The 21,417-nt window shown below is 73.9% G+C and carries 16 protein-coding genes and 2 pseudogenes; 7 read left to right on the forward strand and 11 right to left on the reverse strand.

The genetic code is table 11. The annotated features are described in order from the left end of the window. Window positions 1–434 precede the first annotated feature (434 nt). Window positions 435–3,200: a M4 family metallopeptidase gene (locus ACIRD3_RS03285; protein WP_402210862.1), complete on the forward strand. Its 2,766-nt coding sequence runs from the start codon at window positions 435–437 to the stop codon at window positions 3,198–3,200. Window positions 3,201–3,287: 87 nt separating this feature from the next. Here ACIRD3_RS03285 and ACIRD3_RS03290 read toward each other — a convergent pair. Continuing rightward, a pseudogene (locus ACIRD3_RS03290) lies at window positions 3,288–3,407 on the reverse strand (DUF1330 domain-containing protein); the annotation flags it as partial. Window positions 3,408–3,488: 81 nt separating this feature from the next. Here ACIRD3_RS03290 and ACIRD3_RS03295 point away from each other — a divergent pair. Next, a complete protein-coding gene (locus ACIRD3_RS03295; RefSeq protein ID WP_402210864.1) occupies window positions 3,489–3,893 on the forward strand; it encodes a hypothetical protein in 405 nt (134 codons plus the stop codon). Here ACIRD3_RS03295 and ACIRD3_RS03300 read toward each other — a convergent pair. Further along, window positions 3,830–4,195: a hypothetical protein gene (locus ACIRD3_RS03300; protein ID WP_402210867.1), complete on the reverse strand. Its 366-nt coding sequence runs from the start codon at window positions 4,193–4,195 to the stop codon at window positions 3,830–3,832. The genes ACIRD3_RS03295 and ACIRD3_RS03300 overlap by 64 nt on opposite strands. Window positions 4,196–5,336: 1,141 nt before the next feature. On the opposite strand from ACIRD3_RS03300, the gene ACIRD3_RS03305 reads away from it, so the two are divergent. After that, window positions 5,337–7,385, forward strand: a complete 2,049-nt coding sequence (locus ACIRD3_RS03305) for a SpoIIE family protein phosphatase (RefSeq protein ID WP_402210870.1) — start codon at window positions 5,337–5,339, stop codon at window positions 7,383–7,385. Window positions 7,386–7,933: 548 nt separating this feature from the next. Then, window positions 7,934–10,150, forward strand: coding sequence for a PAS domain S-box protein (locus tag ACIRD3_RS03310; RefSeq protein ID WP_402210873.1), 2,217 nt, complete (start codon window positions 7,934–7,936; stop codon window positions 10,148–10,150). 204 nt (window positions 10,151–10,354) lie between these two features. Here the strand turns inward: ACIRD3_RS03310 and ACIRD3_RS03315 are convergent, their stop codons facing one another. The 5 genes and pseudogenes from ACIRD3_RS03315 to ACIRD3_RS03335 form a co-directional block, all read right to left on the reverse strand. Further along, complete coding sequence (locus ACIRD3_RS03315) at window positions 10,355–11,539, reverse strand: YbdK family carboxylate-amine ligase (protein ID WP_402210876.1); 1,185 nt, start codon at window positions 11,537–11,539, stop codon at window positions 10,355–10,357. Window positions 11,540–11,871: 332 nt separating this feature from the next. Then, window positions 11,872–12,015, reverse strand: a pseudogene (locus tag ACIRD3_RS03320) (SDR family oxidoreductase); the annotation flags it as partial. Window positions 12,016–12,026: 11 nt separating this feature from the next. Beyond that, window positions 12,027–12,536, reverse strand: coding sequence for a hypothetical protein (locus ACIRD3_RS03325; protein WP_402210879.1), 510 nt, complete (start codon window positions 12,534–12,536; stop codon window positions 12,027–12,029). Between the two features lie 366 nt (window positions 12,537–12,902). Continuing rightward, window positions 12,903–13,181 carry a DUF6296 family protein gene (locus tag ACIRD3_RS03330; protein ID WP_402210881.1) on the reverse strand — a complete coding sequence of 93 codons (279 nt, stop codon included), beginning with the start codon at window positions 13,179–13,181 and terminating at the stop codon, window positions 12,903–12,905. Between the two features lie 11 nt (window positions 13,182–13,192). Further along, entirely contained in the window at window positions 13,193–13,537 is a 345-nt protein-coding gene (locus ACIRD3_RS03335; protein WP_402210884.1) for a hypothetical protein, read from the reverse strand. 391 nt (window positions 13,538–13,928) lie between these two features. Between ACIRD3_RS03335 and ACIRD3_RS03340 the strand changes: the two genes are divergently transcribed. Together ACIRD3_RS03340 and ACIRD3_RS03345 are read left to right on the forward strand one after the other, a co-directional pair. After that, window positions 13,929–14,873 carry a hypothetical protein gene (locus ACIRD3_RS03340; protein ID WP_402210887.1) on the forward strand — a complete coding sequence of 315 codons (945 nt, stop codon included), beginning with the start codon at window positions 13,929–13,931 and terminating at the stop codon, window positions 14,871–14,873. Beyond that, window positions 14,870–15,958: a Ku protein gene (locus tag ACIRD3_RS03345; protein WP_402210890.1), complete on the forward strand. Its 1,089-nt coding sequence runs from the start codon at window positions 14,870–14,872 to the stop codon at window positions 15,956–15,958. The genes ACIRD3_RS03340 and ACIRD3_RS03345 overlap by 4 nt, the downstream gene beginning before the upstream one ends. Before the next feature lie 73 nt (window positions 15,959–16,031). Here ACIRD3_RS03345 and ACIRD3_RS03350 read toward each other — a convergent pair whose 3' ends face one another. Then, window positions 16,032–16,487 carry a MerR family transcriptional regulator gene (locus ACIRD3_RS03350; protein WP_402210892.1) on the reverse strand — a complete coding sequence of 152 codons (456 nt, stop codon included), beginning with the start codon at window positions 16,485–16,487 and terminating at the stop codon, window positions 16,032–16,034. Between the two features lie 96 nt (window positions 16,488–16,583). On the opposite strand from ACIRD3_RS03350, the gene ACIRD3_RS03355 reads away from it, so the two are divergent. Beyond that, window positions 16,584–17,411 carry an oxidoreductase gene (locus ACIRD3_RS03355; protein ID WP_402210895.1) on the forward strand — a complete coding sequence of 276 codons (828 nt, stop codon included), beginning with the start codon at window positions 16,584–16,586 and terminating at the stop codon, window positions 17,409–17,411. Window positions 17,412–17,577: 166 nt separating this feature from the next. Here the strand turns inward: ACIRD3_RS03355 and ACIRD3_RS03360 are convergent, their stop codons facing one another. The 3 genes from ACIRD3_RS03360 to ACIRD3_RS03370 all read right to left on the reverse strand — a co-directional run bounded on the left by ACIRD3_RS03360 (window position 17,578) and on the right by ACIRD3_RS03370 (window position 21,359). Continuing rightward, window positions 17,578–19,257: a rhamnogalacturonan lyase B N-terminal domain-containing protein gene (locus tag ACIRD3_RS03360; RefSeq protein ID WP_402210898.1), complete on the reverse strand. Its 1,680-nt coding sequence runs from the start codon at window positions 19,255–19,257 to the stop codon at window positions 17,578–17,580. A 265-nt stretch (window positions 19,258–19,522) separates the two neighbouring features. After that, window positions 19,523–20,668, reverse strand: a complete 1,146-nt coding sequence (locus tag ACIRD3_RS03365; RefSeq protein ID WP_402210901.1) for a hypothetical protein — start codon at window positions 20,666–20,668, stop codon at window positions 19,523–19,525. A 61-nt stretch (window positions 20,669–20,729) separates the two neighbouring features. Next, window positions 20,730–21,359, reverse strand: coding sequence for a MarR family winged helix-turn-helix transcriptional regulator (locus ACIRD3_RS03370; RefSeq protein ID WP_402210904.1), 630 nt, complete (start codon window positions 21,357–21,359; stop codon window positions 20,730–20,732). Window positions 21,360–21,417: the final 58 nt, after the last annotated feature.

Genomic DNA, 21,417 nt, shown 5'->3' on the forward strand with positions numbered 1-21,417 from the left:
TCGACGGCCCGGGTCGCGGGCCGCGTCCGGGCGGCCGCGCGGAACCCGACCAGCCTTTCCCGGCGCTCTTGGCGGATCCTTGCAAACGGTTTGACGCCCGCCCCCGCCGCTCACGCTTTCCGTCGGGAGAGAGCGCTCTGCTGGAGGCGTGACATGGGCAGTGGTCTGCCCACCGTCGACGGCGTGCACCAGGCGGCCCGGCGGCACAGCCCTGGTGCGCGGGTCGTCCGATCCGGTCGCCTCCCCGTTCCTCCTCCACGGGCTGAGGGCCGGCTGAGGGCCGGGGCTCCCGGAGTTCCCGATAGGTAGTTGTTCGACATATGCCGAGAGATGGCCTATGTTTCGTGACGTGGCCCTGGCGCACCGTCAGCCGACCGGCGACGGGCCGGGCGCCACCGCCGATTCCCGTGTTCCCGTTCCGTGAGAGGAGCGCAGTGCACCGTCACGCCCGCACGCCCAAGGCCCTCGGCGCCGGCATAGCCGCCGCCCTGAGCCTGGCCGCCCTGGCCGCCCCGACCGCCGCCGCCGACACCGCGCCCGCGCAGACCGCCGGCGACCCCGTCCCCGGCGTGGTCGCCGGGCAGGACACCGCCGCCCCGCAGCTGGTCACCGGCCTGAGCGATCCCGCCCCCGGCGACCCGGCCGCTGCCGCCCGCGCCCACCTGGCCGCCCACCGCGACCGCTACCGGGTCGACCCCGCCCAGCTCGCCGAAGCCGGCACCGAGAGCGGCCCCGACGGACGGCGCACCGTCAGGTTCCAGCAGAACGAGGGTGGCGTCCCCGTGCTCGGCGCCCAGTACCTCGTCCACCTCGCCGGCGACGGCGCGGCCCAGCACGTCGAGGCGGTCGGCGGCAAGTTCTTCACCGGCCTCGCCGCCCCCACCGAGCCCACCGTCACGGACGAGCTGCTGCGCACCGCCGCGCTCGGCGCGCTGCCCGACGCCGCCCGCGCCAAGGCCACCGCCGATGACGCCGGCCTGGTGATCCTGCCCGACGGCGCCGGGAAGCTGACCCGCCACTACACCGTGCGCGGTGCCGGCGCCGACGGCACCCCGCTCACCCGTGACGTCTACGTGGATGCCACCGCAGGCGTCGTCGTCCTCGCCCACGATGCCCGCACCCCCTCCGCGGCCGCCGCCCGCCCCGAGGCCGTCGCGCCCTCCGCGCCCGCCCCCGACCCGGCCCCGGCCACCGCCACCCCCGCCACCGGCACCGCCCCCGACGTCCACGGCAAGAGCGTGCGCGTCAACATCGCCCGCCAGGCGGACGGCAGTTACCAGCTCACCGACCTCACCCGTCCCGCCGCGATCACCACCTACGACGCGGCCGGCCGCGACGTCGGCGACTTCGGCCGCATCCCCGCCGACGCCCACCCCGCGAGCTCCCCGACCCCCGACTTCCCCGCCGCCACCGGCACCGACGGCGCCACCGACGCGCACGTCAACGCCGGTGTCGTCTACGACTTCTACCGCGACCGCCTGGGCCGTCCGGGCCTGGACGGCAAGAACAGCCCGATCGTCTCCGTCACCGGAGTCACCGCCGGCGGGCGGGCCTTCCCCAACGCCTACTGGGACGGCAGCAAGATGATCTACGGCGGCGGCGACGACAGGTACTTCCCGTTCGCCGCCGCCCTCGACGTCGCCGCCCACGAGATGACCCACGGCGTCATCACCAACAGTGCCAACTTCGCCTACCTCGGCCAGTCCGGCGCCATGGACGAGGCGCTCGCCGACTACTTCGGCAACGCCATCGAGGTCACCACCCGCGGCATCGCGATGGACGACCCCCGGGCCGCGCTGCTGGGCGAGGGCCTGTGCCGCACCGGCACCCCGCAGGCCTGCGCCACCCGCCGCCTGGACGACCACCACACCACCGTCGACGACTACGTCGGCGCCTCACTGAGCACCGACAGCGGCGGCGTGCACCTCAACTCCACCATCTTCGGCGGAGCCCTGTGGGACATCCGGCGCACGCTGGACCCGCTGGTCGCCGACCGCGTGGTCTACCGCGCGCTCACCGAGTACATGACCCCGCTCGACGACTTCGTCGCCGGCCGCAACGCCGTCCTGGCCGCCGGCCGCGCAAGTGGCCTGACCCACGCCCAGCTGCGCACCGTCGCCGCCGCGTTCGACGCCCACGGCATCAAGGCCGGCTGGCAGCGCAAGCTCGGCCTGGACAGCCGCGTCCTGCTCAGTGGCATCACCAACAACATGGCCGCCCCGGTGGTCGCCGACGGTCACTGGGTGATGCTCGCCAACACCGACGCCACCCGCAGGAGCACCGCCCTGTACACCGGCACCGTCACCGGCAGCGGCACCCCGGTGCGACTGAGCCCCGACGACGGCCGCTACCACAGCTGGGCGGCCAGCGACGGCACGAACGCGGTGTGGAAGGCCGTCGGCAAGGACGCCCAGGGCGTCTTCGGCTACGAGCTGCTGAGCGCGCCGCTGACCGGAGCCGGCCCGGTGCGCAGCATCTACCACGACGCCCGGCAGGAGCCGCAGAACATCCGCACGGCCGGCGGCGACATCGTCTACACGCTCCGGGACTTCACCACCGACACCACCCGCATCCATGTCGTCCGCGGCGACGGCTCCCCGGAGACGGTGATCCCGCTGCCCGCCGGTCACGGCGTGGGCGGCCTCGACCTGAACGGCGGCGTCCTCGCCTGGACCGAGAGCTGGATGTCCGGCCAGGACTACGTCAACGCGCCGACCGCGTACGCGCTCGCCGAGGGCAAGGTCACCGCCCAGTACGTGCCCGCCGACCCGACGAACCTGACCGACGCCGTCCACCTGGCCGGCGGCCGCATGCTGTGGGTCCAGACCCCGCCCACCGGGCGCGCCACGATCCGCTCCGGCGCCCTGGACGGCTCGGGCGTCACCGACCTCCTGCCGGCCGACTCCACCGCCCCCGAGCCGTACCAGCTCACCGTCTCCGAGCGCGCGGTCACCTACGTCTCGCGCACCGGGCGGGTCCACGACGACTGGACCAACGCCCGGACCGCCAAGCTGTGGCAGCTCCCGCTCACCGGCGGCGCCCCCGAGCGCGTCTCCTGCGACCGAGGCTCCCAGGACTCGCCCGTCGCCGACCGCGGCACCCGCGTCGTGTGGCTGGACGCCACGGCCGGACGCACCGACCTCGTCACCCGCGAGCGCCCCGCCGGCGCTCAGTGCGCCGGCGAGTCCGCGCCCCGGTAACCCGCGGGCACCCCGTCGGCGAAGATCGCGCCTGGGACCATGTGGCGGGTGCGCAGTGGGAGGATCTCCCGGTACGGGGGAGTCGTACCACGCGCGCACCCGCTCCCGGTCGGGGAACTCGACGACGATCACGTCCGAGCCCCAACTGCCCTCGCCCACCGCGACGTTCCCGCCGTGCACCCCGAGGTCCGCCTCGGCCGGGCTCAAGCGCAGCCCTACAGCCCCGGCGCCCGTCCCGGCTGCCCCTGCTGTGCCCAGCCCCGGCTGGAGGCCGACACCCGCCTTGACGTGCTTCTGCAGCGTGGCGCCGACATCGAGGCCCTGCGCACCGCCTACGGACCGGTCCGCAGCGAAGTCGTGGCCGCCGCCCTGCCGGCCGCCACCGATGCCGAGCGGCTCCTCCTGGTGCTGCGCCTCGGGCTGCTGGTGACGGGCCTGAGCCGGGCGGCCGGGCCGGACGGGCGGGCCCCGGACAGCGGGGCCCCGGCCGCCGCCCGCGACGTGGTCAGCGCCGCGACCGCGCTGGTCACCCACCAAAGCGGCATCCTCCCGGCTGCCCAACCCGGTGCCCCGTCCGTCTGCCGTGATGCCGGAAGCCGCAAACCGGCATCACGGCACGAGCCCATGGGTCAGGTCGTCGTGCAGGTGACCCAGGGCGTGAGCTGCGTCATGAAGCTCCCCGGAGGGTTGTAGCCGATGATCACCCAGGCTCGTGTGGGCTGGCCGTCGTTGCCGCTGGGCGCGTTCACGATGATCTGGAGCGTCCTGCTGGTGACCTCGTAGCCGCCGCCGGTGGCCACCATCCCGGCCGGGCAGGTCGCGATCGCCTGGCCCCATGTGTCGCCGTCGATGTCGATGCGAGGTCCCTTGTAACTGCTCACGTAGGCGCGAGCGGCCGGGTGACCGGCATCGACTGCCGACGCGCTGCCGATCGGAACCAAACACGTGGCCATGGCCGCACCTGTCACTGCCAGGGCCTTCCCTGCTGAACTCACTTGTCGCTCCTTCATCTGCGGCCCCCGTTCTTGTGCGATCCAATCAGCGGACGATCGGGGCGGCACCCCCCATGCAGCAGTCAGGTGAGCGGCGGCGTGCGTCGGACGGACGGCACACCCCCTCGCCCCGCATCCTCTACCGATCACCGCCCTCGTCCGGCATCCGTCAGCCCCTCTCCATCCCGCCACAGCCCGCCCAGCCCACGCCGGGGCCATCATCGAGCTGCTCCACGTCCGCGCGCCCGCCGCCATCCCGGATTCCGCGCTCCACCTCGCCCAAGCCTCCTCGCCCGGCCCGGCTGCCGAAACGGAGGGAACCGTCGAGGTGGCTCTGCGCTGCCGACTCCCGCGAGGAACGGGTCGCCAGCTGCGCCAACGGCCGGCCGACCACCGGCGGCGCGCACGTGGAAGGCTTCCGCGACGGCCTGGCCGGCCGCGCTCACCGCCTACGCCCACGAACAACAGGTCCTCCGCTCACCGACGACGACCACCAAGCCGTCCGCGACCTCACCCACCACGCCGACCCCGCCACGCTGCGCCAGGTCGTCAGCCGGCCGGAGCACACCCGCACTGCGGCCTTCGCGCTGCGCGGCACCGAGCAAGGCCCCGCCCGTCCGGCCCGTCGTACGGCGCCGCCAGTTCTGACCGACCGAGCGTCCTCGGGGGCCGCCGCCCCTCGGTGGCCGGCCGCTTCGACCGCCGCTTGGCCAGTGACGTGGTGCGAGCGGTCCACGGGGGTCTGCAGGCTCCGCCTCGCCCTCGGATTCCCGGGTGTCGTTCGGCACTGCAGGCGACCGTGTTCGAGAAGGTCGTGCCGCGCCAAGGCGCTGTCCCGATGCCTGACCGAGGCCCGCAGGTGTCACATCGGTGTTTCGCGTGCGGGGGCCCGGACAGGCGCAGGGTGCGGGGCTCGGTACGCCGTGTTCCGGGCGGCGCGGGGCCTCGGTGCGGCCGTCGGCACCCGGGCTCCGACGGCACCAGGGCTCCGACGGCGCCCGGGCTCGACGGGCGAGCCCCCGTCCCGCCCGTCCGCCCGGTGACGGAGCCGATGAGTCTGCCGGCGCCCGAGGGCGTCCGGCGGACGATGGAGGGACCGGCAGAGCGCCCCGAAGCCGACCGAGGGGCGAAGGAGGTGGTGGCGATGGCACGCCGACTCGGCCCTGCGGACGCCGCGATGGCGGCAGGCGGGCTGCTGGACGTCCTCGGGGTGGCGGCCGTCGTCCTCGACGACCACGGCCGGGTCACCCTGTGGAGCCCGCCCGCCGAGGCCCTTTTCGGCTACACCTGCGAGGAGGCCCTCGGCCGCGAGGCCGCGCAGCTGCTGGTGGAGGACGGACGGCGCGCCCAGGTCCAGGAGGATTTCGCCCGGGTGATGGCCGGCGAGGGCACCTGGGCCGGTGCGTTCCCCGTCCGGCACAAGGACGGACGGACCATGCTGGTCGAGTTCCGCAACACCCGCCTGCAAGCCGCCTCCGGCACCTGGTACGCCCTGGGCATCGCCTCCCCGCGCGAGACCGTCCGCCGCGTGGAGCGCGACCTGGCCCTGGCCGCACGGATCGTCGACCAGGCGCCCGTCGGCCTCGCCGTCCTGGACGAGGACCTGCACTACGTCCTGGTCAACCCCGCCCTGGAGCGGATCAACGGCGTGCCGGCCGCCGACCACCTCGGCCGCACCCCGCACGAGGTGCTGCCCCACTTGGACGTCGCGGCGATCGAGCACCGGATGCGCCAGGTGCTGGCCACCGGCCGGCCGGTGCTGGAGGAGTTCACCGTCGGCCACATGCCGCACGACGACCGCACCCACGCCTGGACCTCGTCGTTCTACCGCCTGGAGGACCAGGCCCGCCGGGTGATGGGGCTGGCGGTCTCCGTCATCGACGTCACCGAGTCCTACGAGCAGTCCCTCGTCGCCGCCCGGGCACGGCGCCGCCTGTCACTGATCGCCGACGCCTCGATCCGCGTCGGCACCACCCTCGACCTGCCCACCACCGCCCGGGAGCTCGCCGAGGTGACCGTGCCGGAAGTCGCCGACATCGCCGCCGTCGACCTCCTGGACGCCGCCCTGCCCGGCACCACCACCCGCGCGGACGACGGGCCCGCCCGGTTCCGCGCGATGGCCATCAGGGCCGTGCACCCCACTCCGGCCACCGAAGCCGCCGACCCGATCGGCCAGGTCACCCGGTACCACCCCCAGCGCCTGGTCACCCAGGCCGCCGTCGGAGGCCGCCCCGTCCTCGTCCCCCGGGTGACCCCCGCGGACCTGGCCCGGATCGCCCGCGACGACGACGCCGCACGCCTCCTCGCCGAAGCCGGCGTCCACTCGTACCTGGCCGTCCCCCTCATCGCCCGCGGCCAGGTCCTCGGCGCCCTCGACCTCAAACGCACCCGCACCCCCGCCCCCTTCGACCAGGACGACGTCCTGCTCGCCAGTGAACTCGCCGCCCGCGCCGCCGTCGCCATCGACAACGCCCGCTGGTACCAGCACCAGCGCCAGGCCACCCTCGCCCTCCAACGCCACCTCCTGCCACCCCAGCACGCCCCCGACCCGCCCGGCCTGACCATCGCCCACCGCTACCAGCCCGCCGGCGCCGCCGACGAGACCGGCGGCGACTGGTTCGACACCATCCCCGTCGCCGACGACCGCACCCTCCTGGTCGTCGGCGACGTCATGGGATCGGGCATCAACGCGGCCGCCACCATGGGACAGCTGCGCACCACCACCCGCGCCCTCGCCCGCCTCACCGCGGACCCCGCCGACCTCCTCACCCACCTCGACGCCACCACCCGAGACCTCGGCGACGCCATGGCCACCTGCCTGATCGCCCGCTACGACCCCGCCACCGGCCACTGCCGCCTCGCCTGCGCCGGCCACCCGCCCCCCGTCCTCGTGCGCCCCGGCCACACCCCCCGCCCCGTCCGCCTCGACCCGGGCCCGCCCCTCGGCGTCGGCGGCCTGCCCTTTCCCACCCGCGACCTCACCCTGCGCACCGGCGACGAGCTGGTCCTCTACACCGACGGCCTCGTCGAAGTCCGCGACCAGGACATCGACCAGCGCCTGCAGACCCTCACCGACCTGCTCGCCGGCCCCCGCCGCCCCCTGGAGGACACCTGCGACCTCCTCCTCACCGCTCTTCGCCGCCCCGACACCCAGGACGACGTCGCCCTCCTCATCGCCCGCGCCGTGCCTTGACCACCGAATCGCCGTCACCGCTCACCGTGCCGGAGGCGGACGCCGTGGTGATCTCGGTCGAGCAGAACCGGATCACGTCGAGCCTGATCGGCTTGGCGGAGCGCCACCGTGGAGTGGCTGATCACCCGGGCAACGGGTTCCCGCGGCTCTTCTGGACAGCACGTCCGCGGGTCGGCGAGGAGTGCTTCGTCGGATCGTCGCCCAGTGGCCGTCGATGCGTCATGCCGGAGTCCGTGGGCCGGGGCTTCGCGAGGGACATGTCCATTCGGGGGCTCCAGCAGGCCGTCCGGTCCCTGTCGCCGGGAGAGTGGACCCAAGGTCGCCGCATATGGTCATTTTTGACCTTCTTCGGGAATATCCAAGCGTCAACGGCCAGTTGCGGACATAGAGAGGCGTCCGGAGTCCTGATGCGCTGGGGTGGAGCAGCACCACCGGTACAGCAAGGCGAGGGAGCGGGCGTGGGCGACGAGGTGGGCCGGAGACCGGACAAGGGCACGGCTGCCGGCCAGGGGCCGGGTTGCCCGGGTGTCACGGTGGGTGTCGGGGCGGTGGAGGAACACTTCCGGGCGTTGTTGGAGGCGGCGCCGGACGCGATGGTGATCGCGGACGATGCGGGGGTCATCACGCTGGTCAACGCGCAGACGGAGGCGCTGTTCGGCTACCCGCGTGAGGAACTGCTGGGGCGTCCGGTGGAGTTGCTGGTGCCGACGCGGTTCCGGGGTCAGCATCACCGGCATCGCGACGCGTACGCGGCGAACCGTCAGGTGCGTCCGATGGGGGCGGGGCTGGAGCTGCACGGGTTGCGCAAGGACGGCACGGAGTTCCCGGTCGAGATCAGTCTCAGCCCGCTGGAGACCGCGGACGGGCTGCTCTTCTCCGCCGCCGTGCGCGACGTCAGCGACCGCAAGGCCGCCGAAGCCCGCTTCCGGGCGTTGTTGGAGGCGGCGCCGGACGCGATGGTGATCGCGGACGATGCGGGGGTCATCACGCTGGTCAACGCGCAGACGGAGGCGCTGTTCGGCTACCCGCGTGAGGAACTGCTGGGGCGTCCGGTGGAGTTGCTGGTGCCGACGCGGTTCCGGGGTCAGCATCACCGGCATCGCGACGCGTACGCGGCGAACCGTCAGGTGCGTCCGATGGGGGCGGGGCTGGAGCTGCACGGGTTGCGCAAGGACGGCACGGAGTTCCCGGTCGAGATCAGTCTCAGCCCGCTGGAGACCGCGGACGGGCTGCTCTTCTCCGCCGCCGTGCGCGACGTCAGCGACCGCAAGGCCGCCGAAGCCCGCATCAACGAGCTCGCCGCCCTGGTCGAGTCCTCCCAGGACGCCATCCTCGCCAAGACCCTCGACGGCCGCATCACCTACTGGAACGCCGCCGCGCACTCGCTGTACGGCTACACGGCCGCCGAGGCGCTCGGCCGCCACGTGGCCATGCTGGCCCTGCCCGAGTACCAGGAGGAGATCACCACGCTGCTGAAGCGACTGGGAGACGGGGAGAAGGTCGAGCACTTCGAGACGCTGCGGGTCACCCGCAGCGGTCGGCTGATCGACGTGGACGTGACCTTGTGGCCCACCCGGACGTCCGACGGCACGGTGACCGGCGCCTGCGCCATCGTCCGCGACATCAGCGACCGAAAACGAGCGGAGGCGGAGCTCACCGCCCTGTACGAACAGCAACGGCACATCGCCCTCACCCTGCAGCGCAGCCTGATGGGCACCCCACCCGCCATCCCGGGCCTGGCCACCGCCAGCCGCTACCTGCCCGCCACCCAGGGCGCCGGGGTCGGCGGCGACTGGTTCGACCTCGTCCCCCTGGGCGCAGGCCGCGTCGGCGTCCTGATCGGCGACGTCATGGGCCGCGGGCTGGAGGCGGCCGCCGTCATGGGGCAGCTGCGCTCCGCCGCCCACGCGCTGGCCAAGACCGGCATGGAACCCCGCCAGCTCATGCAGGCCCTGGACGCGGCCGTCACCGACCTGGAGCTGCCCGACCAGCTGGTCACCTGCTGCTACCTCGTCATCGCCCCGGACACCGGCGAGGTCACGATCTGCTCGGCCGGCCATCTGCCCGTCCTCCTGGCCGCCCCCGGCGAGACCGTCCGGGCGCTACCGGCCCCGGTGAGCGCCCCGCTGGGCGTCGGCGGCATCCCCCACCAGCAGGCCTGTCTGGCCGTACCGCCCGGCGCCACCCTGCTTCTCTACACCGACGGCCTGGTCGAGACCCCCGGCGGCGACCTCGAGGCCCAGATCACCGAGCTGGTCGCGACCGTCGGCCGCGCCTTCACCGGTGACGGCGGACTGGAAGCCGTCGCCGACCACGTCCTCTCCGCCGTGCTGCCCGACACCGACGGCCACAACGACGACGTCACCCTGCTCCTGCTCCGGCTGCCCGCCGCCCCGCTGGCCACCGCCACCACCAACCTGCCCACCGTTCCCTCCTCCGTCGGCGAGGCCCGCGCCTTCCTCACCAAGACGCTCACCGCTTGGGGCTGCGCCGAGCGAACCGACGACGCCTGCCTGTTGCTGTCCGAGATCCTCACCAACTCCGTCCAGCACGGCCGGGGGCCGATCGACCTGCAGCTGCGTCGCACCGGCACCGAACTCACCGTCGAGATCGGCGACCGCAGCTCCCAGCTGCCCCACCCCCGCCTCGCCACCAGCGAGGAGGAGTCCGGCCGGGGGCTCATCATCGTCGACGCCCTGGCCGACGGCTGGGGGGTCCGCCCCAGCGGCAACGGCAAGACCACCTGGTTCACCGTCCGGCTCTGAACGGCAGGGCCGGAACCTTGTGCCCGTCTGGCTCGGCGACAACCCTTCCGTGATGAAGACGGTCATCGGGCGGCTCCACGTGTGCTCCTCGATCCTCAACTCCGAAGGCCGGTAGGCCTACGACGGCCGGGTCGGCGGCTGTCCGATCACCGGCGACGAGGACGGCGCGACTCACTGCGCGATGAACGTCCCCTCCAGCCCCACTCAGGTTGCGTCCGCCGTACTGCCCAGGCGGGCGAAACCGGTGCGGGTGACGGTGACGGGAGCCGCAGCGGTGCCGGGGGCGGCGGTGAGGTGGGCGAGGTCGTCGACGACGTCGGTCAGGGAATGGCGGCGGGCGAAGACGGCCCGCTGTCGATCCGCTCCGGTGCCGTGGGTCAGCCGCTCCCGCAGGAGCAGCTGCGCGAGGTCGAGGTCACCCGACCGGGCCAGGGCGGGAGAGGCCAGCTCGACCAGGTCGGCGACGAGCCGGGACATCGGCAGCCGGCATCCGGTGGCGGGGTGTGTTCCGACGCCGGCGAGCCCGCTCAGTGCGGCCTGCCGGTGGGCTTCGCGCAGGACCGCGCCGGACACCCGCGGCGTCGGAACGCAGGTGGGGTGCTCGGACAGGAACGTGCGGGCGAAAGCGCGCAGCAGGACGGCGAGCAGCAGCGGGGCGTGCACGTCCGCGTTCGTGTCGGCGATCCGCACCTCCAGGGTGGGCAGGTGCTCGGACGGCCGGGCGTACCAGTAGAGCATCTTCCGGTCGAGGATCACGCGCTGGGCGAGGAGCCGGGTCACCGTCCGCTCGTAGCCGTCCGCGTCGAGGACGGGGGCCGGCCCGCAGGTCGGCCAGGCCAGGTAGCGGCCGGCGCGGGTGCTCGCAGCCCCGTGGTCCCGCCCTTCGCAGAACGGTGAGTTGACGCAGAGTGCCTGAAGGACGGGCAGCCAGGGGCTCAGCCGCGCGCTGACGGCCAGCGCCTCGGCGCGGTCGAGGTCGCCGAGGTGGACGTGGCAGCCGCAGATCTCGCCGCCGCATTGGTCGGCGGCGCGTCCCACGTGCGCGGCGACGCGCCGGTAGCGGTCGTCGGACGTCACCGGGAGGGGGTGGCAGCTGGGCAGGACGGCGGTGCCGGTGGCCGCCAGGCGGCACCCGGCGTTCTCGGCCGCCGCCACCATCGCGAGGCGTCCGGCGACCAGCTCCGCGTGGAGTGCGAGGGCGCTCGTGACGGGTCTGGTGCACATCTCGACCTGGGTGGTCAGGAACTCGTACTGTGCCCGGTCGCCCAAGGTCCGGGAGGCGTGGGGCACCACGAGGTGCGCCCGGGGGGAGGTGCGCCGCGTGACCGGATCCACCAGCAGGAACTCCTCCTCGACGCCGAACCGGATGACGCGGCCCGCATCGGCCACGGACCGGGCATCACCGTGTGTGGAGCAGTCGTGTGTCATGAAGCCGCGCTCCCAGGAGCGGAGTTCTCGTCCCGGCGTATGTCCCACGGACACGGCCGGAAACGGTGTCGTCGCTTCCGGCGGATCGGCTCGCACGATTCTTCGCGGGACGCGCCGGTCGCGCGGGATCGGCCGCGCGGTGTGCGGGGACGGTGCGACCGGGGCAGCCGCGGGTCCGGTGGCGGACGTCGTGCGCGCGGAGCCGGGTCGGCGGGGCCGGAGGACGTCGCACCCCGGGCCGGGGCCAGCCCCGAAGTACCGGCGGATCGGCGGCTCGCCGTGTCGGAGGTCCGCTACGGCAGCGGGGTGCCGCCGGTGGCGTTGAGGATCTCGCCGGTGATGCACGACGCCTGGGATGAGGCGAGGAGGACGTAGGCGGGGGCCATCTCGGCGGGCTGGGCGGGGCGGCCGAGGGGGGACTGCTCGCCGAAGTGCGCCACCTTCTCCGTCACGCGGCCTGGACGCCCTCCGCGTTCAACCGCTCCAGGAGCCGGATCCGGTGCAGGGCGGCGACGGGTTCGAGGAGGTCGGGGTGGCGCAGCAGGACGGCGGCCTGGGTGTCGTGGGGACCGGGGTGGGTGAGACGGCGCAGGGCGCCGGTCCCGCTGTGGTGCTCGGTCGTGGCCAGCGCCCGGTGGGCGTGGGCGGCCAGGACGGGATCGGCGAGCAGGCAGGCGGCCCAGCTGACGACGGTCTCGTCGACCCAGCTGCGCCAGGCCGAGCCGTCCGGGGCCGGGCCGCTGCCGGTGAGCCGGTCGAGGCGGTCGGCTCCGCCGGGGCCGAGCAGGTCCAGGAGCTGGACGTCCATCGCGGTGGGGTAGCGCAGGGCGGCGGCGAGGGCGGTGGCCTGCCGGGCCTGTGTCTCGGCCAGGGTGCGACTGAACGCGCCGCCCGGTGGCGGGTAGGCGTTCAGGAGCCAGCGGGTGCAGGCGGCTATGACCGGTGTCAGGTCGGGCACGGCGATGGGTCCCTCGGCAGGTGGTGCTCGCCAGTGTCCGGTGGTGCGGTGGTGCGAGCCTCGGGTACGGGGCCGCGCTGCCCCGCTCGTGGCCGCCCAGTGTAGGCGCCCACCCGTCGGCTTCGGCATGACCCGTGTCACGTGGGTGCGCTCGGGCGCCGGTGCCGGACCGGCCGCGAACGGGCCGGCCCCGGTTCTTCGACGTCACCTTCCGCGGTTCGGTGGCGTCAGGACGTGCCGAGGCCGGTGACGAAGCCGCGGGCCCGGTGCGCACGCGCCGACGGCGACCGGAACGGCCTCGCCGACGGCGACACGGCCGCCCTCACCACCCCCCCACGGAACGGTCACCACCCGGGTCACCGGCCATCAGCCCAGGGGCAGGGCGGCGATGATCGGGGCGGGGCCGCAGGTGAGGGCGCGGTGGCGGCCGTCGTCGGTGATCTCGACGTGCACCGTGCCTTCCTGGTCGGCGTACACGGGGTGGCCGGCGGGGCCGACGCGGCCGGTCACGGCCACGGGGACCGTGCGGTTGCGTCCCGTGTCGTCGCGCAACCAGAGCAGGTACCTGCCGCCGGCGTTCGCCGAAGGCGGATTCGCCGGCGGGCCCTGGATGTCGAGGGGGGAGTGGCTGATCGTCGGAGGCATGGGTCCGGTTCCTACGGGTGTTCGTCGTGGTGGCCGCTCATCCAGGCCGTGGCTTGGTGGGCGCCGAGCGCGTCGTCGGGACGGGTCTGCGCCGGCGCTCCGTGTCGGATCTCGACGGCGGAGGCCTGGCACTCGGCCAGCCGTCGGGTCCGGCAGGCGACGGCGTTGCCCACGACGGCCGCGCGGGTGACGGGGCCGGCGATCCGGGTGCCGAGCGTCCATCGGTAGGCGTTCGTCACGCCGGGCCGGTGGTGGCTGGAGGGGGCGGGGAGGCAGTCCGTCTGCGTCAGCGCGTCGAAGACCTCCTGGAGGGATCGGATCCCCACGGCCCGGACGGCAGCGTTGTCGCCGTTCATGGCACGGACGCTACGGCCTACCGAGCCTGCGTGCAGGCGGGGGATGCCATCCCGACGAATGCCGCGGCGAGCAGGACCCGACGGCCGTCCTGCGAGAGCCCGGCGGCCTCGGACGGCCCACCCCGGATGTGGCAGCGTCGACGGTGGCCCAGTCTCGACGCATGGTTTCGATCGTCGTGCGCTTCGAGCCGGAGCCGGCGGAGGAACCCTCCCGCTGTGCCGGAGGACCATCAGCCGTACACGCCCTGCGGGCCGGGGAGCACTCCGATGGAGTACGCGCACTACCGCCGGGGGAGCCGTGGTGCCCGCCTCCGCCGACCGATCGGCGCGGCCCCGCGTGCGATCGGGCCCTGCGCGGTCGGTGACCGCCGTGGCCGGGTCGGGAGGTGACGTGGACGGCTTGGACGAGGTGGCCGCGGGTCTGTACGCGGTCCCGCCCGCCGGGTTCACCGCCGCTCGTGACCGGGCCGTCGCCGAGGCGAGGAACGAGGGGGATCGGCAGCTCGCCGCCCGGATCAAGGCCCTGCGCCGGCCGACGGCGGCGGCGTTCGCGATCAACCGGCTCGTCCGCGACCACCCGGAGCAGGTCGAAGCCCTGCTGGAGCTCGGTGAGGCGTTGCGACGGGCCCAGGGCGAACTCTCCGGGGCCGCGCTGCGTGAGCTTTCCGGGCAGCGCCACCACCTCGTGACCGCCCTCACCGGGCAGGCTCGCGATGCTGCCTCCGCCGCGGGTGCGGCGGTCGGCGAGGCGCAGCTGCGGGAGGTGGAGCGGAGTCTTCGGGCGGCACTGGCCGACGCGGACGCGGCGGCCGAGTTCGCTGCCGGGCGGTTGTCCACGGCCCTGGCGGAGCCGAGCGCCCTGCCGGCCGCGTTCTCGGCAGCCGAGGTCGGGGAACCGGCGGGCCCGGAGGAACCCCGGTCGTCGGCGCGGACGGTCAGACCGGTGCTGTCCGTCGTGCGTGAGGACCGGGCGGAGCGGGCAGCCGCTCGGCGAGAGGTCCGTCGGCGCGTCACGGAGGCCGAGACCGGTCTTCGGACGGCGGAGCGGGAGCACCGGGCGGCCCTCCAGGACGTCGAGCGCCTGGAGCACGAGGTCGCACACCTGGCCGCCGCCCGCGACGAGTCGGCGGGCCGGGTCGAGCGGGCCCGAGCGGCGCTTCGGCGCGCCGAGGAGGAACACCGGTCCGCGCGCGCCGCGCTGGCCGAACGGGAGGCCGAGCGGGTGACGGCCGCCGACCGGGCCGCGGAGGCGGCCGGCCGGGTCGAGCACGCCCGCGGGCGGCTGGACCGGGAGCGGGCTCGACTGACGGGCGTCGAGGAGAAGGGAGGCCGATGATGGCCAGACCGCTGTGGAAGGGCGTGATCACGTTCGGGTTGGTGAGTCTGCCGGTCTCGCTGTTCTCGGCGACCGACTCCCACACCGTCCGCTTCCACCAGCTCGAACGCGGCACCGGGGACCGGGTGCGCAACAAGCGGGTCAACGAGCGGACGGGCAGGGAGGTGCCGTTCGACGAGATCGTCAAGGGGTACGAGGTGTCGGAGGGCCAGTACGTGGTGGTCGAGCCGAAGGAGCTGGAGGAGATCTCCCCCGGACGGAGCCGCACGATCGAGATCAGCGCCTTCGTCGACCTGGCCGACGTGGAGCCGGTCTACTTCGACAAGACCTACTACCTCGCACCTTCGGCACCCGAGCACGCCAAGGTCTACCAGCTGCTGACCCAGGCGCTCGCCACGTCCAACCGCGCCGGGCTGGCCCTGTTCAGCATGCGGGGCAAGGAATACCTGACCGCGGTGAGCGCCGTCGACGGCCTCCTCGAACTGCACACCATGCACTGGGCCGACGAGGTCCGCGACCCGCATGCGGAGATCACGGAACTCCCGGCGCGCGAAGCGAAGTTCAGCGGAGCCGAACTGCGGACGGCCGAGCAGCTGATCGACGCGCTGACCGTGGACTGGAAGCCCGAGGACTACCACGACACCTTCGAGGAACAGGTCCGCGAGCTGGTCGAGGCCAAGGCCGAGGGCCGGGAGGTCGCCGTCTCCAAGGGCGCGCCGCCGGAGACCACCAACGTGATCGACCTCATGGAGGTGCTGAAGCAGAGCTTGGAGAGCGCGCGCGGCGGCGAGCGCCCCCGGGCCCGAAAAGCACGGAAAGGCGGCGCGGCCCCGAAGACCGCGAGCACCCCGAAGGCCACGGGCGGGAAGAAGAGCACCTCGCGTGCCCGCGCCGGGAGCGGGAAACCGGCTGCGAAGAAGCGGGTCACCGCCGGCGGTGAGGACCTGAACGACCTCACCAAGGCCCAGCTCTACGAGAAGGCCACGCAGTTGGACATCCCGCACCGCTCGACCATGAACCGCGACGAGCTCCAGAAGGCGGTCGCGAAGGCTGCGAGCGGACGGCGGCAGCGCGTCGCCTCGTGAACCGGCTCGGCGGAGTGCCACGTCCGGGGGCTGCGCGGCGCCCCCGGCCGACCTCACCGCCGCCCCGCGCGGACTACGACGCCGCCACCGCGTCAGTTCCTGGCGCCTGATCGGGAGCCCGCTCGGCATCCCGGTGGGACGGGTTCCAGAGCCGGCCGGCCTCGCCCCGCGCGAGATGGTCCTCGTAGATCCGCACCTTTTCCCGCATCACGTCCAGGGCTCCTTGCAACTCCCGGATCCGCGCCTCGACCTGGGCCTCGTGCCGCCGCAGCAGCTCAAGCCGCTCGTGCTCGTTGCCCGTCCCCGCCCGGGCCAGCTCGATGTACTGCCGGATCGTCGCCACGGGCATGCCCGAGGAGCGCAGCTTCGTGCAGATCGCCAGCCACTCCAGGTCCTCCTCGTGGTAGACCCGGCGGCCGTTGGCCAGGCGTCGCACCGGGTTGGCGAACAGGCCCTCCCGCTCGTAGAAACGCAGCGCGTGCACGCTCAGCCCGCTGCGCTGCGCCACTTCACCGATGCTCAGGTCCACCGGCGATCCCCCTCACCCCGCTGTTGATCTAGACAGGACTCTAGGACCTAGCGTCGAGTCGTCCGCCCGTCGGAACCATTGAAGCAGGAGCGAAACATGGGCGTTTGGTTCATCACCGGGGCATCGCGCGGGCTCGGCGCGGAGATCACCCGCGAGGCGCTGCAGCGGGGGCACCGCGTGATCGCCACCGCGCGGGACGCGCAGGCCGTGCTCAAGGCGTACCCGCAGCAGCCGGACGGCCTGCTGGCCGTGGCCGCCGACGTCACCGACCCCGGCCGGCTCGAGGCCGCCGTGGCGGCCGGCCTGGACCGGTTCGGCCGGATCGACGTCGTGGCCAACAACGCCGGGTACGGCCTGCTCGGCACCATCGAGGAGACCTCGGACGAGGCGGTCCGCGCGCTGTTCGACGTCAACGTGTTCGGCGTGCTCCACACGCTGCGGGCGACCCTGCCGACCCTGCGCGCCCAGCGGTCCGGACACGTGCTGAACATCAGCTCCGTCGCCGGCTTCGCCACCGCACCGGGGGTGGGCCTGTACGGCGCGTCGAAGTTCGCCCTCGAAGGCGTCTCCGAAGCCCTCCACGGCGAACTGGCCCCGCTCGGGGTCCGCGTGACGATCGTCGAGCCGGGCGGCCACCGCACGGACTTCCTGAACGGCTCCAGCCTCCGCACCGAGCCGGCCACCATCGACGACTACGCCGAGGGTGTCCGGCCGGTGCGCGAGGCGCTGGCCCGCTACGACGGCCGCCAGCCGGGCGACCCGGTGAAGGCCGCCAGGGCCATCGTGGACGTCACCGAGATCCCCGAACCGCCGCTGCGCCTGCAGTTGGGCGCGGACGCCGTCGAGCGCGTCGAGGCGAAGCTGGACCTGGTCCGACGCGAACTCGACCAGTGGCGCCAGGTGGCACTCTCGACCGCCGTCTGACGCACAACGGCCGCTCCACCGCTCGGCCTCAGTGGCCGCAGGAGGACTCCCCGGGGCGGCCGGCCGCACCGATCGGGCCGGGCGGTCGGGGCGCTTTCCGAGGGCGCGTGCGGAGGCGGCCGGGGGAGCCGCCCCTGGGTGGGGCGGGTCCCCCGGGTGTCGGGGCTCAGGCGAGCAGTTCGACGCAGTCGTAGGCGAAGCCGGGGCTGAGGAACTGCGAGCCGCTGCTGCCGGAGGCGACGGTGATGGTGAGCGTGTTGGTGCCGGGGCGGAGGGCGGAGGCGGGGACGGCGAAGGCATAGGTGTGGTTGTTGCCGCGGTAGGAGCCGACCGTGAGTGAGCGGGTGCTGGGTTCGGGGTTGGGCTGGGGGACGGGTGAGGTCCAGTCGTTGAGCCGGATCCGGGGGCGGCCGTTGAGGAAGGCGGTGGTGATGCCGATGTTGAGGGTTCGCGGGTGGGCGGCCTGCTCCGCCGTCAGGTCGAAGGTGATCTTCCGGCCGTCGTTGACGTCCCGCCACTGGTAGGCGGGGAAGTCGGCGTCCGTGGACCGGCCCACGGTGAAGTCACCGGTCCACGGCCGGGCGCGCACGTCCGAGGGGTGGGCGTGGGTGACCAGGTCGGCATTGCGGAAGCCGGCCGGGGTGCCGTCCCAGCGGCCGATGCGCCAGATCGCCGGCGCCCGGCCCGGGTCGTCGGCGGGGGTGAGGACGATGGTGTGCAGGGCGGTCGTCGCGCCGGGCCGGACGGTCACGGTTCCGCTGCGGACGGCGAGTTCGCCCTGGTACACCGTCCAGGTGTAGTCGCCGGGCAGCATCCGGCGGGCGGCGTACGCACCCGTGCCCGGGTCGGCGGTCGCCCAGTACTGCGCGTCGCCGTTGGCGAACCCGACGGTGTAGGCGAGGGCCGGGTCGCGGCCCGAGATGCCCACCCCGGCCACGGCTCCGCGGTCGCCGTCGCCGACCCAGCCGTCCAGGCCGAGCCCGTCCACCCAGGAGGTGTCGAGGCGTTCGGGCCACAGCTGCGATGAGGGGGCGCCGCCGTCGGTGAAGGCGAGCACGTAGGGGCCCTGGAGGCCGAAGCGCATCGACTCGGTCTGGTTCTCGCCGTAGTAGAGGATCTCGTACAGGCCCGCCCCGTTGTCGTAGGAGTGGCGCATCAGGGAGCGGTAGAACGGTCCGCCGGACGCCTTCTCGTGGTTGCTGCGCACCATCCACAGGCCGACGCCGGGCTTGCTCCAGCCCACGTACCGGTAGTCGACGACCCGTTGGTTGGAGTAGTGCTTGGACCGGGTGGTGCCGTCGGGTCGGCGGCGCACGTCCTGGGCCTCGATGAGGACGTCCTGGGTGGCGTCCCAGGAGTCGGGGTCGTCATTGGGGAACAGGCCGGGGCGGACGCGCACGATGTAGCGGGTGACGGTGACCGAGTCGTCCGCCTTGTCGGTCCACAGGTAGACGTTGTTCTCGCCCTGGCGTGCGGCGTAGTAGTGGCGCAGGGTGCCGTGGACGACGCTGATCAGGATGGTCCGGTCGTGCCGGGCGATGCTCACCGTGGACGGGCCGAGTCCGGATTCGACCTGGGAGTTCTGCCCGTTGTAGCCCTGGTACTCGACGCCCCGGTAGACCAGGGAGGTCAGGTCCCCGGTGCTCCTGCTGACCCGGAAGACCAGGTCGGCGCCGGTGTGCACGGTGTACTCGCGACCGTCGTCGGTGTAGCCGAACGTGCCGTTCGCCGTGGTGGCGGCCTGCGCGCCGGACGGACCGGCGCCGGCCGCCGCCCCGCCCAGGGCGATGCTCGCCGCTCCGGCCCGGACCAGGAACCGGCGGCGGCTGTGACGATGCTTGCTCATGCGGCGATGCTTCCTCTTCGGTCGACGGATGCCCCAGGTTCGGGGAGGTGGGGAAGGTGCGCGTGGGCACCGCACCGCTGCCCGTGGCCCGACCAGGGCAGGGCCACCCGGCACGCGGCGCCGCGCTCCGTCCGTTGGTGGCCGCCCGGCCGTGAAAGGTTGCCGCGCGTCGGAGAGTTCTCCCGACCGGTCGCGGCGCCGTGCCCGCGGGCCCGGGTGCGTCGCCCCCGCGGGCCGGCGGTCGGTCCCGGACGAAAGAGAGGGCCTAGACCAGCCGGTTGCGGTGGTGGGCGGCGGTTGCGCGGACGAGCCGGGCGAAGCGTTCGCGGCTTCGCCGCCGCGGTGCGTCCTGCTCGTCGTCCCGGTCCTCCGCGTCGATGCCGAGGCCGCCGTACTCGCTGTGGAGCAGCCAGCACGCGCGGATGCCGGCGACGAGGACTTCGAGGAGGTCCCGCGCGGGACGCCGGGGGTCCAGCGGAGTGAGTCGTAGGGCGAGTTCGCCGAGGCCGGGGGCGTCCTCGACCTCGTACTCGGCGACGGTCTCGTCCGGTTCCTCCGGCGCGTCCGCGTCGGCCTGGTCGCGCAGGGTGATCGGGATGGGGAGCAGACCCTCGGCGATCCGCATGGCGTGTCGCACGAGGTCGGTGACGGCGTCGTGCGGGAGGACCCCGGCCTGGATCAGACGGAGGACGATCGTCGGGGTCTCGTGGGGGAGGGGCTCGATGCGGTCGGCCTCCTGCACCACCTGCACGGGGTCGTGGCCGGACGCCTGGGCGGTGACCTCGGCCGCGGCGGCGAGCCAGTGGGCCGCGGCGACGGCGGCCGCGGTCGGGTCCACGGTGGAGAACAGTTCGGCCGGGCCGAAGGGGTCCTGCTCCAGCAGGCGGTCGGCGGCGGCGACCTGGACGGGGGAGGCGTCCTCCCGGCTGAGCAGGACGGCTTGCTGGGCGCGACCGCTCAGGTCGCCGAGTTCGGCGCTCTCCACCGCGCCGAGCTCGGTGGCGGCTTCGGCCAGGACGGCCTCGGTGAGGACGGGATCGGCGAGGTCGCCCAGAGTGCGGCCGACGCGGTGAGCCGATTCGAGCAAGTGGCTGCGGGAGACGAGTGCCACGCGGCCGCCGGCCGGGCCGGGCCTGGCGATGGCCTCGGCCACCCCGCCGAAGTGATCGCGGTCCTGTCCGCGCGGTCGGCCCGCTGGGCCGGGCGCCGGGGAGTCGGCGGCGCCGGCGGGGTGGGTGTAGGCGCGCCAGGCCGCCTCCGAGAGCTGGGTGAGGGCTCGGGAGAGCCCCTTGAGCGTGGACGCGGGTGCATCGGCGGGGAGGAGGCCGATGTGGGTGGCGAGGTGGCCGTCGCCGGTTCCCCAGGAGGCGATCAGCGCGTGACGGTCGGGATCGACGCTGTAGTGGGTCACGAGCCGCTACCTCCGGGGGTGTTGCCGTGTGGCGTCGCACGGCGTGGTTCGCGTCGGCCGGTCAGCACGGGGTGGACGGGTGGGAGCGGGCCCTCGCCGTACCGCGTCCGCCGGCGTCCGCGGCCTTCCCCGGGCGGGCGGTCGCCTCGGGTGCGCTCTCCCGCAGGACCCATCTCCGCCGCTGTCCGTCGGTGAGCACCCATCCGGGGCCCGGCCGCGCGTGCTGTTCCGCGCCGCGGGCGGCTGCCGCGCACACCCGCCGTAGCAGGGAGTTGAGCTCGACGCGCTGCCCCTTCGTCAGGGGCGCCAGCAGGTCCTCCTGCACGGACGACGCGTCGGTGTGCAGGACGTCCAGAGCGGCCTGGCCCGAGGGGGTGATCGTCAGGACCTCCTGCCGGCCGCCGACATGGACGACCATCGACTGCAGCAGACGTGCCGACAGGAGATCGTCGAGTGCCCGATCCACCTCGGGTGCGGGGGCCGTCACACGGGCGACGAGGTCGTGGCGGCCGTGCGGTCCGTGCCGGGCCAGCGTCGACAACAGCGCGTGGTGGGTCGAGGTCAGCCCCCGGTGTGCCAGGCGCGCTGCCAGGGAGCGCTCGACCGTCCTGCCGGCCTCGGCCAGGAGGTAGACGGTCTGCTCGAAGGGGCTCGTCGACCCCGTCCTCCCGTCGTACACGCCAGGTCCCATCGTCCGCAGTGGTCACCGTGGTCCCCGGCCAGGGCCACGGAGGCGTCACCCCTGCGGG

Source organism: Kitasatospora sp. NPDC093550, assembly GCF_044764985.1.
Classification (GTDB): domain Bacteria; phylum Actinomycetota; class Actinomycetes; order Streptomycetales; family Streptomycetaceae; genus Kitasatospora.

Bases quoted from the DNA above. Each gene is read 5' to 3' on its own strand.
- ACIRD3_RS03305 (WP_402210870.1), top strand. From the start codon at position 5,337: ATGGCACGCCGACTCGGCCCTGCGGACGCCGCGATGGCGGCAGGCGGG.
- ACIRD3_RS03330 (WP_402210881.1), bottom strand. From the start codon at position 13,181: ATGCCTCCGACGATCAGCCACTCCCCCCTCGACATCCAGGGCCCGCCG.
- ACIRD3_RS03335 (WP_402210884.1), bottom strand. From the start codon at position 13,537: ATGAACGGCGACAACGCTGCCGTCCGGGCCGTGGGGATCCGATCCCTC.
- ACIRD3_RS03345 (WP_402210890.1), top strand. From the start codon at position 14,870: ATGATGGCCAGACCGCTGTGGAAGGGCGTGATCACGTTCGGGTTGGTG.
- ACIRD3_RS03355 (WP_402210895.1), top strand. From the start codon at position 16,584: ATGGGCGTTTGGTTCATCACCGGGGCATCGCGCGGGCTCGGCGCGGAG.
- ACIRD3_RS03360 (WP_402210898.1), bottom strand. From the start codon at position 19,257: ATGAGCAAGCATCGTCACAGCCGCCGCCGGTTCCTGGTCCGGGCCGGA.
- ACIRD3_RS03370 (WP_402210904.1), bottom strand. From the start codon at position 21,359: ATGGGACCTGGCGTGTACGACGGGAGGACGGGGTCGACGAGCCCCTTC.